14 protein-coding genes are annotated in these 11,815 nt (G+C 62.5%); 4 read left to right on the top strand and 10 right to left on the bottom strand.

What is annotated here, in order from left to right; genetic code table 11:
- Positions 1 to 47: 47 nt before the first annotated feature.
- Both WBR57_RS25950 and WBR57_RS25945 read right to left on the bottom strand, forming a co-directional pair.
- A complete protein-coding gene (locus tag WBR57_RS25950; RefSeq protein WP_034105637.1) occupies positions 48 to 578 on the bottom strand; it encodes a ferritin-like domain-containing protein in 531 nt (176 codons plus the stop codon).
- An 88-nt stretch (positions 579 to 666) separates the two neighbouring features.
- The gene (locus WBR57_RS25945; RefSeq protein WP_424087826.1) at positions 667 to 1,569 is read right to left on the bottom strand and encodes a DMT family transporter; all 903 of its coding nucleotides are present in this window, start codon (positions 1,567 to 1,569) and stop codon (positions 667 to 669) included.
- A 97-nt stretch (positions 1,570 to 1,666) separates the two neighbouring features.
- On the opposite strand from WBR57_RS25945, the gene WBR57_RS25940 reads away from it, so the two are divergent.
- The 3 genes from WBR57_RS25940 (at position 1,667) to WBR57_RS25930 (ending at position 4,045) form a co-directional block, all read left to right on the top strand.
- Complete coding sequence (locus WBR57_RS25940) at positions 1,667 to 2,455, top strand: AraC family transcriptional regulator (RefSeq protein WP_424087824.1); 789 nt, start codon at positions 1,667 to 1,669, stop codon at positions 2,453 to 2,455.
- Positions 2,456 to 2,526: 71 nt separating this feature from the next.
- Complete coding sequence (locus WBR57_RS25935; protein ID WP_424087821.1) at positions 2,527 to 2,826, top strand: PsiF family protein; 300 nt, start codon at positions 2,527 to 2,529, stop codon at positions 2,824 to 2,826.
- A 205-nt stretch (positions 2,827 to 3,031) separates the two neighbouring features.
- Complete coding sequence (locus WBR57_RS25930) at positions 3,032 to 4,045, top strand: AI-2E family transporter (RefSeq protein WP_003236152.1); 1,014 nt, start codon at positions 3,032 to 3,034, stop codon at positions 4,043 to 4,045.
- Positions 4,046 to 4,162: 117 nt separating this feature from the next.
- Here the strand turns inward: WBR57_RS25930 and WBR57_RS25925 are convergent, their stop codons facing one another.
- A complete protein-coding gene (locus WBR57_RS25925; RefSeq protein WP_424087819.1) occupies positions 4,163 to 5,431 on the bottom strand; it encodes an Hsp70 family protein in 1,269 nt (422 codons plus the stop codon).
- Between the two features lie 238 nt (positions 5,432 to 5,669).
- On the opposite strand from WBR57_RS25925, the gene WBR57_RS25920 reads away from it, so the two are divergent.
- On the top strand, positions 5,670 to 6,611 hold the full coding sequence (locus WBR57_RS25920; protein WP_424087817.1) for a DnaJ C-terminal domain-containing protein: 942 nt from the start codon (positions 5,670 to 5,672) through the stop codon (positions 6,609 to 6,611).
- A gap of 50 nt (positions 6,612 to 6,661) precedes the next feature.
- Here the strand turns inward: WBR57_RS25920 and ureC are convergent, their stop codons facing one another.
- The 7 genes from ureC to urtE all read right to left on the bottom strand — a co-directional run bounded on the left by ureC (position 6,662) and on the right by urtE (position 11,728).
- On the bottom strand, positions 6,662 to 8,362 hold the full coding sequence (ureC, locus tag WBR57_RS25915; protein WP_424087815.1) for an urease subunit alpha: 1,701 nt from the start codon (positions 8,360 to 8,362) through the stop codon (positions 6,662 to 6,664).
- A gap of 129 nt (positions 8,363 to 8,491) precedes the next feature.
- Entirely contained in the window at positions 8,492 to 8,797 is a 306-nt protein-coding gene (locus tag WBR57_RS25910) for an urease subunit beta (protein WP_122538463.1), read from the bottom strand.
- Positions 8,794 to 9,327 (bottom strand): GNAT family N-acetyltransferase, encoded by a 534-nt coding sequence (locus tag WBR57_RS25905; RefSeq protein WP_424087812.1) that lies wholly within the window; start codon positions 9,325 to 9,327, stop codon positions 8,794 to 8,796. The genes WBR57_RS25910 and WBR57_RS25905 overlap by 4 nt, the downstream gene beginning before the upstream one ends.
- Positions 9,328 to 9,332: 5 nt before the next feature.
- Positions 9,333 to 9,845: an N-acetyltransferase family protein gene (locus WBR57_RS25900; protein WP_424087810.1), complete on the bottom strand. Its 513-nt coding sequence runs from the start codon at positions 9,843 to 9,845 to the stop codon at positions 9,333 to 9,335.
- Between the two features lie 9 nt (positions 9,846 to 9,854).
- Complete coding sequence (locus tag WBR57_RS25895) at positions 9,855 to 10,157, bottom strand: urease subunit gamma (RefSeq protein ID WP_010213535.1); 303 nt, start codon at positions 10,155 to 10,157, stop codon at positions 9,855 to 9,857.
- Positions 10,158 to 10,160: 3 nt separating this feature from the next.
- Entirely contained in the window at positions 10,161 to 11,000 is an 840-nt protein-coding gene (locus tag WBR57_RS25890; protein WP_424087808.1) for an urease accessory protein UreD, read from the bottom strand.
- Positions 11,001 to 11,029: 29 nt separating this feature from the next.
- Positions 11,030 to 11,728: an urea ABC transporter ATP-binding subunit UrtE gene (urtE, locus tag WBR57_RS25885; RefSeq protein WP_122538470.1), complete on the bottom strand. Its 699-nt coding sequence runs from the start codon at positions 11,726 to 11,728 to the stop codon at positions 11,030 to 11,032.
- Between the last annotated feature and the right edge of the window lie 87 nt (positions 11,729 to 11,815).

Raw genomic sequence — 11,815 nt, 5'->3', positions numbered from 1 at the left:
CATCGGGGGCAAGCCCCCTCCCACATGGGTAGTGCGTTGTTGCTGGGTTACAGGCTTTCGAGAATGTCAGCCATGTCGTCCGCGTGCTCTTCTTCCTGAGCGAGGATCTCTTCGAACAGGCGGCGCGTGGTTGGATCTTTGTCGCCGATGTACTGGATGATCTCGCGGTAGCTGTCGACGGCGATACGCTCAGCGACCAGGTCTTCGTAGACCATTTCCTTCAGCGAATTACCGGCCACGTACTGCGCGTGGGAGTTCTTCGACAGCAGGTCGGGGTTGAATTCCGGCTCGCCGCCCAATTGCACAATGCGCTCGGCGAGTTTGTCGGCGTGTTCGGCTTCCTGGGTCGCGTGCTCGAGGAATTCCTCGGCGGCGATCTGGGCCTTTACGCCGCTGGCCATGAAATAGTGGCGCTTGTAGCGCAGTACGCAGACCAGTTCAGTGGCCAGCGAGGCGTTGAGCAGGCGAATGATTTCTTCGCGGTCGGCGTCGTAGCCCTCGGTCACTGCACCGTTTTCGACGTTCTGGCGGGCGCGGCTGCGCAGGGTCGCAACGTCAGTCAAGTTTGCTTCAGTCATCTCAATCTCCTGGTGCTAATCCGGTTTTACGCCACGCTCTACCGGCGTGATCGCTCCAAGTTGTGAGTCCTGGCGCAGGCAAAAAGTTTTATCGGATTTGACTGGATGTTTCAGAGACCCGACGACGAACCGGCGTGGTCCAGCGCTCCGACAAAATCACCCCGCCCAAGGTCAGCAAGCCACCGACCAGGTGATACCGCGCCAACTCTTCCTTCAGCACCACGGCGGCAATCAGCGCGGTAATCAACGGCAGCAGGTTGAAAAACAGTGTGGTACGGCTCGGCCCCAGGGTTTTCACCGAATGCATCCACGCCAGTGGCGCGAGCATCGACGCCAACAAACATGCGTACAGCACCAGCGGAATATTCGCCCAGCCGAGGCCGGTTTTCGCCGAGAACAGAAACAGCGGACACAGCACCACCACCGCCACCAGCACCTGCAGATACAGGAGCACCAGTGGCGGCAGGCGCAGTTGCCATTTTTTCAGCAGGGTGCTGTAGACCGCGTAGGCCAGGGTGGCGACCAGCATCATGCCGTCGCCCAGGTTGACCCCGTGTTGCAGCAACGCGCCGAGGCTGCCGGCAGACACCACCACGACCACGCCGGCGAACGACAGCACGGCACCGGTCAGCGCGCCGAACGTCAGGCGCTGGCCGAGGCTGATGATCGCGGCGGTCAACGCCATCAACGGCATCAGCGACAGGATGATGCCCATATTGGTCGCGCTGGTCAGCGTGGCGGCGTAATACGCCAGGCTTTGATACACGGCCATGCCCAGCACGCCGAGGATAAACACCTTGCCCAGGTTCGGGCGGATGATCGACCAGTTCGCAATCACCGGCTTGAGCATGAACGGCGTAAACAGCAATGCCGCCAGCAGCCAGCGATAGAAGCCGATTTCGGCGGGGAAAATCGAACCCACGGCCAATTTGTTGACCACGGTGTTGCCGGCCCAAATGAAGATGGCCAGCAGGGGATACGCGTATTGCATCGAAAGCAACCCGGTGTGTTGATGAGGCAGGATTATCCCTTGTCTGGATCGAAGCCTATACTGCGACCCAGACAAACAGCCTCTGTATCCAGACAACATGGCCCGACATACCGTACGCCTCGCCGATTTCCCGCGCCTGCCGAGCCCGGTGTACTTCCGCTATTCCGACTTCGCCCCGGACACCGAGTGCACCCCGCACCAGCATTTCTGGGGTTCCCTCGACTATTCGGCCAGCGGCGTGATGCGCATGGAGGTGGCCGGCAACCGTTTCATGTCGCCGCCGCAATACGCGGTATGGGTGCCGCCGCATACCGAACACAGTTCCTACAATGCCCATGCGATTGTGTACCACTCGGTGGGCCTGGCCCCGGAACTGTGCGAGCAACTGCCGAAGCAGCCGTGCACCCTGGCGATCAGCGACATCCTCAAGGCCATCCTGCGGGATTTCGCCCTGCGCGACGTGAATCACCCGCAAAGCGATGCCGACCGGCGCCTGGCCGAGGTGGTGGTGGACCAGCTCAAGCAGGCACCGATCCATGATTGCTTCCTGCCGTATGCCCGCCATCCGGGGTTGCTCGGCGTGCTTGAAGGCATGCAGGCCGACCCCGGCGACAACCGCCCCCTGGCGCACTGGGCCGAGCAGATACATGTAAGCGAACGCACCCTGGCGCGGCAATTCGTGCGCGAGCTGGGCATGAGCTTTGGCGAATGGCGTCAGCGCCTGCGTTACCTCGCGGCCATTGAGGCGCTGGACAGTGATCGCAGCGTGCAGCACGTGGCCTTTGACCTGGGCTACAGCACCGCCTCGGCCTTCATTGCGATGTTCCAGCGCCATGCCGGCTGCACGCCGGAGCAGTACCGGCGGACAAATATTCGCGGCCGATGAAGATGTAACAGGCTTTGACTACACTCTTCGACAGGCCGTGCCGCCCGGCACGGTAACAGGGAGAAAACTCCATGAAGATGCTGCGTATTCCGCTGTTGATGATGGGCCTGCTGCTGTGTTCCCAGGGTTTTGCTGCCACCGCACAGCAAAATAAGATGACCACCTGCAACGCCGAGGCCACCACCAAAACCCTCAAGGGTGACGAGCGCAAGGCGTTTATGAAGACCTGCCTGTCGGCCCCGGCAGCCAACGACGCCAAGCCCCTGACGCCGCAGCAGCAGAAAATGAAAGATTGCAATGCCGACGCCAAGACCAAGGCCCTGACCGGCGATGCGCGTAAAACCTTTATGAGTAGCTGCCTCAAAGGTTAACCACGCGCTCACGGGCACTGAAGATCGAGTGTGGGAGCTGGCTTGCCTGCGAATGCATCAACTCGGTTTGACTGATACACCGGTGCGCCCGCATCGCAGGCAAGCCAGCTCCCACACTTGATCGCATTAGCACCCTGACCTCTCGCTTGATTCCCTCAAGGCTGGCAGACTGCCCATCCTTTAACGCCGTTCGTTTTGAGGCTGTATGCCAACGTTTTCTCAGCGTCACGTGATCTTACTGGCCAGCTACATCATCATTTTCGGCGGGTTGCTGCTGGTCCTGCCGCTAAAGTTGCTGCCTAGCCTGCTGGCCGGCCTGTTGGTGTATGAACTGGTCAACATGCTGACCCCGCAACTGCAGCGGCTGATCGAAGGTCGGCGTGCGCGTTGGCTGGCGGTGGCCTTGCTCGGCACGTTGATTGTCAGCGTATTGGCCCTGATCTTCGCCGGCGCCATCAGCTTTCTGCTCCACGAGGCGGAAAACCCCGGGGCTTCCCTCGACAAATTCATGGGCGTGGTCGACCGCGCGCGCGGCCAGCTGCCGCCGTTCCTCGACGCCTATCTGCCCGCCAGCGCCGCCGAATTCCGCGTGGCCATCGGCGACTGGTTAAGCAAGCACCTGAGCGAACTGCAACTGGTCGGCAAAGACGCCGCCCATATGTTCGTGACCCTGCTGATCGGCATGGTGCTTGGTGCGATCATCGCTCTGCAGCGCGTGCCCGACCTGACCAAACGCAAGCCCCTGGCCGCCGCGCTGTTCGACCGCCTGCACCTGCTGGTCCAGGCGTTTCGCAACATCGTTTTCGCTCAGATCAAGATCGCCGCGCTCAACACCGCGTTTACCGCGATCTTCCTCGCCGTGGTGCTGCCGCTGTGTGGCATCCACCTGCCACTGACCAAGACCTTGATCGTGCTGACCTTCCTGCTGGGCCTGCTGCCGGTGATCGGCAACCTGATGTCCAACACCCTGATCACCATCGTCGCGCTGTCGCTGTCGATCTGGGTGGCGGTGGCGGCATTGGGGTATCTGATCGTGATCCACAAGGTCGAGTACTTCCTCAACGCGCGCATCGTCGGCGGGCAGATCAGTGCCAAATCGTGGGAATTGCTCCTGGCGATGCTGGTGTTCGAAGCCGCGTTCGGCTTGCCGGGCGTGGTGGCGGGGCCGATTTACTACGCGTATTTGAAGAGTGAGCTGAAGCTCGGCGGGATGGTTTAAGCTTTTTGTCGCTTGGGCCGGCCTGATCGGGGGTAAGCCCCCTCCCACATTTGGAATGCGTTCCACCTGTGGGAGGGGGCTTGCCCCCGAAGGGCGCGCCGCCGTTTCAGCTAAGACTCAACTGCCGTACCGCTTGCTCGCCTCAATCGCCAACCCGCTGCCGATGCTGCCGAAGATATTCCCTTCCACATGCCGCGCATTCGGCAGCATTGCCGAGATGCTGTGGCGCAACGCCGGAATGCCGCTGGAACCGCCGGTAAAGAACACCGTGTCCACCTGCGCCACGTCCACCGAGGCGTCGTTCAGCAGTTGGGTGACGCTGTTGCGCACGCGCTCCAGCAGGCCATCGATGGCCGATTCGAACAGCGTTCGGCTCAGGTCCACGCTCAGGCCCGGTTCAACCCGGTCGAGCAGCACGTGGCGGCTGTCTTCGTGGGTCAGCTGGATCTTGGTTTCTTCCACTTCCATGGCCAGCCAGTGGCCGGCGCGCTGTTCGATCAGCTTGAACAGGCGGTCGATGCCGCCGGTGTCTTCGATGTCATAGCGCATGCTGCCCAGGGCCAGTTGGGATTTCTGTGAGTACACCGAGTTGATGGTGTGCCAGGTCGCCAGGTTCATGTGGTGGCTGGTGGGCATGTAGGCGCCGCTTTTCATGCGGCTGCCGTAGCCGAACAGCGGCATCATGCCGGCCAGCGAGAGCTGTTTGTCGAAGTCGGTACCGCCGATGTGCACGCCGCCGGTGGCGAGGATGTCGCTCTGGCGGTTGTCGTTGTGGCGACGGTCCGGCGACAGGCGCACCAGGGAGAAGTCGGAGGTACCGCCGCCGATGTCGACGATCAGCACCAGCTCTTCTTTTTCGATGGTGGACTCGTAGTCGAACGCCGCTGCAATCGGCTCGTACTGGAACGAGATGTCCTTGAAGCCGATCTTGCGCGCCACGTCGACCAGGGTGTTTTCAGCTTCCTGGTCGGCCATCGGGTCGTCATCGACGAAGAACACCGGGCGGCCCAGTACCACTTCTTCGAACTCGCGGCCGGCGGTGGCTTCGGCGCGGCTCTTGAGCTGGCCGATGAACAGCGCCAGCAGGTCGGTAAACGGCATCGCCGTGCCCAATACGCTGGTGTCGTGCTTGATCAGCTTGGAGCCCAGCAGGCTCTTGAGCGAGCGCATCAGCCGGCCTTCGTAGTTTTCCAGGTATTCGTGCAGGGCCAGGCGACCATAGACCGGGCGGCGCTCCTCGAAGTTGAAGAACACCACCGACGGCAAGGTGATCTTGTCGTCCTCCAGCGCGATAAGCGTCTCCTCGCCGGGGCGGATCCAGCCGACGGTGGAGTTGGACGTGCCGAAGTCGATGCCGCAGGCACGGGCTGGGGATGGGTTTTTCATGTCTATCGGGTTCCGGTTGAAAAACGGCCGCGCAGTGTATGCCAGTCGGGAGCGGATGCGTAGGCCGACCATCCGTTAAATCGTGCTTGAAACTGAGCGGTTTGCCCCCACATCTGGTGCATACGGCCAGTGCCGATAACACTTTGACGCACCCCCAGGCCACAACTCTCAACAGGTGCAAAGCAGCGCACGTTGTGCCCCGGGCTGTGCGATCTCGATTAAGGATGGTGAACCGCCGATGGATTTCAAAGACTACTACAAGATATTGGGTGTCGAGCCGAGCGCCGATGACAAGGAAATCAAGGCCGCCTATCGCAAGCTCGCACGTAAATATCACCCGGATGTGAGCAAGGAAAAAGACGCCGAAGCCAAATTCAAAGACGCGTCCGAAGCCTATGAAGCGCTTAAAAGCGCGGATAAGCGCGCCGAATACGACGAGCTGCGCAAGTACGGCCAACATGGCCAGCCGTTCCAGGGCCCACCGGGCTGGCAGAGCCGTGGCGGGTTTGGCGGTGGCGGCCAGGACGCGGGGGATTTTTCGGACTTCTTCAGCTCGATCTTCGGCTCGCGCGGCGATGCTTTCGGGGGCGGCCAACGTCGTCCTGCCGGGCGTAAGGGCCAGGATGTGGAGATGCAGTTGTCAGTGTTCCTCGAGGAAACGCTGTCGACCGAGTCCAAGCAAATCAGCTTTCAGGTGCCGCAATACGACGCCTCGGGCCGGCACGTCAGCAACACCGTCAAGAGCCTGAACGTGAAGATCCCCGCAGGCGTGGCCGACGGCGAGCGCATCCGCCTCAAAGGGCAGGGTGCGCCAGGTATCGGCGGTGGGCCGAATGGCGACCTGTACCTGATCATCAAGTTTGCGCCGCACCCCAAGTTCGAAGTGGACGGCGAAAACCTGATCATCAACTTGCCCCTGGCGCCGTGGGAACTGGCGCTGGGCGCGGAAGTGGCGGTGCCGACCCTTACCGGCAAGATCAACCTCAAGGTGCCGGCCGGCAGCCAGAACGGCCAGCGCATGCGCGCCAAGGGCCACGGCTTGCTGAACAAGGCCGGGCAGCGTGGCTTCCTGTACGTGCAGCTCAAGGCGGTGATGCCGCCGGCAGCCGATGACGGCGTGAAAGCGTTGTGGCAGGAGCTGGCGCAGAAGGCTGCGTTCGATCCACGCGCCAATTTCTGAGGCGCTCATGTAGGCGACCGGCAAGCCGGGCGCCTACAGGTTTGCCCGGCTCAGAACAGGAAATACCGCTGCGCCATCGGCAACACCTCCGCCGGCTCGCACCACAGCAGCACGCCGTCGGCCTTGACCTGATAGGTCTGTGGATCAACCTCGATATCCGGCAAGTAATCGTTGTGGATCAGGTCGGTTTTCTGCACGTTGCGACAGCCCTTCACCACCCCGATCTGTTTTTTCAGGCCCAGCGCTTCCGGCAAGCCTGCGTCGAGTGCTGCCTGGCTGATAAAGGTCAGGCTGGTGGCGTGCAGCGAGCTGCCGAAGCTGGCGAACATCGGACGGTAGTGCACCGGTTGCGGGGTGGGGATCGACGCGTTGGCGTCGCCCATCAGGCTTGAGGCAATCGCGCCGCCCTTGAGGATCAGGGTCGGCTTGATGCCGAAGAACGCCGGGCGCCACAGCACCAGGTCGGCCCACTTGCCGACTTCGACGGAGCCGACGATATGGCTGATGCCATGGGTGATCGCCGGGTTGATGGTGTACTTGGCGATGTAGCGCTTGGCGCGGAAGTTGTCATTGCCCGGACCGTCGCCGGGCAGGGCGCCGCGCTGTTTCTTCATCTTGTCGGCGGTCTGCCAGGTGCGCGTGATCACTTCGCCAACACGGCCCATGGCCTGGCTGTCGGAGCTGATCATCGAGAACGCGCCGAGGTCGTGCAGGATGTCTTCGGCGGCGATGGTCTCGCGGCGGATGCGGCTTTCGGCGAAGGCCACGTCTTCGGCAATACTCGGGTCCAGGTGATGGCAGACCATCAGCATGTCCAGGTGTTCGTCGATGGTGTTGCGCGTGAACGGCCGCGTCGGGTTGGTCGAGCTGGGCAGCACGTTGGGAAAACCGCAGGCCTTGATGATGTCCGGCGCGTGGCCGCCACCGGCCCCCTCGGTGTGGTAGGTGTGAATGGTGCGGCCCTTGAGCGCGGCCAGGGTGGTTTCGACAAAGCCGGATTCATTCAGCGTGTCACTGTGGATCGCTACCTGCACGTCGTATTGGTCGGCGACGCTCAGGCAGTTGTCGATGCTGGCGGGGGTGGTGCCCCAGTCTTCATGCAGCTTCAGGCCGATGGCGCCGGCCTTGACCTGCTCGATCAACGGCTCCGGCAGGCTGGCGTTGCCCTTGCCGGTATAGCCGATGTTCATCGGGAACGCGTCGCTGGCCTGCAGCATGCGCGCCAGGTGCCACGGCCCCGAGGTGCAGGTGGTGGCGTTGGTGCCGGTGGCCGGGCCGGTGCCGCCGCCGATCATGGTGGTCACGCCGCTGGTCAGCGCTTCTTCGATCTGCTGCGGGCAGATGAAGTGCACGTGGGAGTCGATGCCGCCGGCGGTGAGGATCATGCCTTCGCCGGCGATCACTTCGGTGCTGGCGCCGATGGCCATGGTCACGCCGGGCTGGATGTCCGGGTTGCCGGCCTTGCCGATCGCATGGATGCGGCCGTTCTTCAGGCCCACGTCGGCCTTGACGATGCCCCAGTGGTCGATGATCAGCGCGTTGGTGATCAGGGTGTCGACGACTTCATGGGCGAGCAATTGGCTCTGGCCCTGGCCGTCGCGGATCACCTTGCCGCCGCCGAATTTCACTTCTTCGCCGTAGACGGTGAAGTCTTTTTCGACCTCGACGAACAGGTCGGTGTCGGCCAGGCGGACCTTGTCGCCCACGGTGGGGCCGTACATGTCGGCGTAGGCTTGACGGCTGATTTTCATGTGTGTGCCCTGAGAATAATGTGTTGAATGTGATTCCGCTTTCGCGAGCAAGCCCGCTCCCACATTTGTTCCACGTACATTCTTTGGAATACGGTCCAATGTGGGAGCGGGCTTGCTCGCGAAGAGGCCCTAAAGGTCACCCATAATCCGCCCGGCAAACCCGAACACCCGGCGCCCGCCGCTCAAGTCCACCAGCTCGACCTCACGGCTCTGCCCCGGCTCGAACCGCACCGCAGTCCCCGCCGGAATATTCAGGCGCATGCCGCGACTTACCGCACGGTCGAAGGTCAGCGCGTCATTGGTCTCGAAAAAATGGTAGTGCGAGCCCACCTGAATCGGCCGGTCGCCGCTGTTCGCCACGCTCAACGTGACAGTGCGCCGCCCAACGTTGAGCTCGATTTCGCCAGGCTGGATCTGATATTCACCAGGAATCATGCAGGTTGCCCCAGGGTCTTGAAGTAGATGGCGGTCGGGCTGTAGCGCCCGTCCGGGCTTTGGCAGTAGTCGGGCAGCTCACCGATCTTGGTGTAGCGCAGCGACTGGTAGAAGGCTTCGGCACCCGAGCCGGCCTCGGTGTCCAGGTACAGCAGCCCGCGCTTGTGCTGGCGTGCCGCGAGTTCCAGGCTGTTCATCAACTGCTGGCCCAGGCCGTGGCGGCGCGCAGTGCTGTGCACCAGCAATTTTTGCACCTCGGCGCGGTTGAGGCCGTTGGCCTTCTGGCACAGCGCCAACTGCACACTGGCGATCACCTGTTCGTCGCGTATCACCACCCACAGCAACAGGCTGGCGTCTTCGATGCTGGCCTGCACCCCGGTCAGATAGTCGCGAGCCTGGGCCTCATCAAAATCAGCCATAAAGCCCACCGACGCACCGTGCCTGACCGCGTCGAGCAACAGCTCAATCAAACCCTGGCGGTAATGGGCGAAGCTTTCGGCATTCACTCGACGCAGTTGGGTCGCACTCATCGAACTCACTCCTTGGGCGGTTCTGCGCCCGGGTTCAAGGTCAGTTGCATAAAGGTCAGGTCCAGCCAGCGGCCGAACTTGATGCCCACCTGGGGCATCTGCCCGGTGCTGACGAAACCCAGGCGCTCATGCAAGCGGATCGAAGCCTGGTTGCCGCTCTCGATGGCGGCGACCATCACGTGTTTGCCCCCTGTGCGTGCGCGTTCGATCAGGGCTTCCATCAGCAGCGGACCGAGGCCTTTGCCGCGCTGGTCGCTGCGCACATACACCGAATGCTCGACGCTGTAGCGGAAGCCTTCGAAAGGGCGCCAGTCGCCGAACGAGGCATAGCCGAGCACTTCATCGTTTTCGATTGCCACCAGGATCGGATAGCCCTGGGCCTGGCGCGCACTGAACCAGGCCTGGCGGTTGCCGAGGTCTACCGGTTGTTCGTTCCAGATCGCGGTGGTGTTGCGCACGGCGTCGTTGTAGATATCGCGGATCGCCGGCAAATCGTTTTGAGTCGCGTCACGAATCATGGCCGTTCCTCAGGCGATGGGTTGGTGAACGGTGACCAGCTTGGTGCCGTCAGGGAAGGTGGCTTCCACCTGGATATCCGGGATCATCTCCGGGATGCCTTCCATCACTTGTTCACGGCTGAGCAGAGTGGTGCCGAAGTGCATCAGGTCGGCGACGGTGCGGCCGTCGCGTGCACCTTCCATCAAGGCGGCGGAAATGTAGGCGATGGTTTCCGGGTAGTTGAGCTTCACCCCGCGCGCCAGGCGCCGTTCGGCCACCAGGCCGGCGGTGAAGATCAGCAGTTTGTCTTTTTCCCGTGGGGTCAAATCCATGCTTCAGGTGCTCCAGATTCTGGGTGAAACGGCTTCACGGCCCAGCACGGCCGGGCGCAACAGCCGCCATAAATCAATCAACCAACCGCGCGCCAGCAACGCTTCACTGGCCAGGCAGCGGGCGACCAGCAGGCCGGGCAGTTGGGTCAGGTCGCCGCGCACCGCGTGGGGCAGTGATCGGCAGTGTTCAAGCAGTTCAGAGTCGATATCGCCGGTGAGCAACAGCGTGGCAAACACCGGTTGCCCGTCCAGGCCAATCGGCGAGTCGAGCAAACCGTCGCCGCCGGTGACGCGTTGGCGTTCGTGCCAGAGCAGCTGGCCGTCGCGGCGGATATCCAGGTGCGCTTGAAAGTGGCCGAGGTCGAAACGCTCGCCACTGGCCGGGCGGCCCAGGGCGACCACGTCCCAGTAGAACAACCGCGCGTCGCCCTGCAGCTCGATGCGCGTGGTGAGTTCGGCCTGGGCGGCGCTGAAGACGATGGTTTCCTGGGGCAGCCACTCCAGGGTGGCGCCGGCTTCCACGGTAAGGTCAAGCTGCTGAAACGCCGGGCCACTGGCGCGGTACCACTTGGCTGCACCGGGGCTGGTCAGTTGGGCCCAGGCGCCTGCGCCAACCTGCGCGCGGATGTCCAGGCGGTCGCCGCCGGCAATTCCGCCGGGCGGGTGCACGATGATGTGCTGGCACACCTCGGGGCCTTCGGCGTACAGGTGCTTTTGCACTCGCAGCGGGCCCAGGTGGCGGCGCATCACCGGGCGCGTGGTCTCGCCGAAGCGCGCGTAGCCGAGTTCCAGCTCGGCGTGCCAGCTGGGGGTGAACAGGGCGGGGGAGACGGGCAGGTTCATAATTATGCTTATCGTTAGGATGCTACAGATTAGATGGTTACGAGCCCTCGTACACCTTCACTTTCCATATTTTCACCACGGCCCTGCTGGACGATTTCACCACGGGACATCACCAGGTAGTGGTCGGCCAGCTCGGCGGCGAAGTCGTAGAACTGCTCCACCAGCAGGATCGCCATATCGCCGCGTGCCGCGAGTTTCTTGATCACCGCGCCGATCTCCTTGATCACCGACGGTTGGATGCCCTCGGTGGGCTCGTCGAGGATCAACAGGCGCGGGCGGCTGGCCAGGGCTCGGCCAATTGCCAACTGTTGTTGCTGGCCACCGGACAAGTCGCCGCCACGCCGGTGCTTCATTTGCAGCAACACCGGGAACAGCTCGTAGATAAACGCCGGCACTTCCTTGGCCTCCGAGCCGGGAAACCGCGACAGGCCCATCAGCAGGTTTTCTTCCACGGTCAGCCGCCCGAAAATCTCCCGGCCCTGGGGCACGTAGGCGATGCCGGCGTGCACACGCTGGTGCGGCTTGAAACCGGTGATGGCCTTGCCTTCCCAATTCACCGCGCCCTCTTTGGCCGGCAGCAAGCCCATCAGGCATTTGAGCAAGGTGGTCTTGCCCACCCCGTTACGGCCGAGCAGGCAGGTGACTTCGCCGATCTTCACGTCAAAAGACAGACCGCGCAGGATGTGGCTACCGCCGTAGTACTGGTGCAGCTTGTCGACTTGCAGCATTCTCAAAACCTCCTCAATCCCCTGTGGGAGCTGGCTTGCCTGCGATGGCATCACCTCGGTGTCACTGCAAGACCGAGTCGCCTGCAT

Origin of the sequence: Pseudomonas sp., from assembly GCF_049590575.1 — a bacterium.
Classification (GTDB): domain Bacteria; phylum Pseudomonadota; class Gammaproteobacteria; order Pseudomonadales; family Pseudomonadaceae; genus Aquipseudomonas.
Note: the sequence above shows the minus strand (reverse complement) of the source record. Positions and strands in the feature narration are given on the sequence as shown.

Excerpts from the sequence above, each read along its gene's own strand:
- WBR57_RS25950 (WP_034105637.1), bottom strand. The coding sequence starts at position 578 with ATGACTGAAGCAAACTTGACTGACGTTGCGACCCTGCGCAGCCGCGCC.
- WBR57_RS25945 (WP_424087826.1), bottom strand. The coding sequence starts at position 1,569 with ATGCAATACGCGTATCCCCTGCTGGCCATCTTCATTTGGGCCGGCAAC.
- WBR57_RS25940 (WP_424087824.1), top strand. The coding sequence starts at position 1,667 with ATGGCCCGACATACCGTACGCCTCGCCGATTTCCCGCGCCTGCCGAGC.
- WBR57_RS25935 (WP_424087821.1), top strand. The coding sequence starts at position 2,527 with ATGAAGATGCTGCGTATTCCGCTGTTGATGATGGGCCTGCTGCTGTGT.
- WBR57_RS25930 (WP_003236152.1), top strand. The coding sequence starts at position 3,032 with ATGCCAACGTTTTCTCAGCGTCACGTGATCTTACTGGCCAGCTACATC.
- WBR57_RS25925 (WP_424087819.1), bottom strand. The coding sequence starts at position 5,431 with ATGAAAAACCCATCCCCAGCCCGTGCCTGCGGCATCGACTTCGGCACG.
- WBR57_RS25920 (WP_424087817.1), top strand. The coding sequence starts at position 5,670 with ATGGATTTCAAAGACTACTACAAGATATTGGGTGTCGAGCCGAGCGCC.
- ureC (WP_424087815.1), bottom strand. The coding sequence starts at position 8,362 with ATGAAAATCAGCCGTCAAGCCTACGCCGACATGTACGGCCCCACCGTG.
- WBR57_RS25910 (WP_122538463.1), bottom strand. The coding sequence starts at position 8,797 with ATGATTCCTGGTGAATATCAGATCCAGCCTGGCGAAATCGAGCTCAAC.
- WBR57_RS25905 (WP_424087812.1), bottom strand. The coding sequence starts at position 9,327 with ATGAGTGCGACCCAACTGCGTCGAGTGAATGCCGAAAGCTTCGCCCAT.
- WBR57_RS25900 (WP_424087810.1), bottom strand. The coding sequence starts at position 9,845 with ATGATTCGTGACGCGACTCAAAACGATTTGCCGGCGATCCGCGATATC.
- WBR57_RS25895 (WP_010213535.1), bottom strand. The coding sequence starts at position 10,157 with ATGGATTTGACCCCACGGGAAAAAGACAAACTGCTGATCTTCACCGCC.
- WBR57_RS25890 (WP_424087808.1), bottom strand. The coding sequence starts at position 11,000 with ATGAACCTGCCCGTCTCCCCCGCCCTGTTCACCCCCAGCTGGCACGCC.
- urtE (WP_122538470.1), bottom strand. The coding sequence starts at position 11,728 with ATGCTGCAAGTCGACAAGCTGCACCAGTACTACGGCGGTAGCCACATC.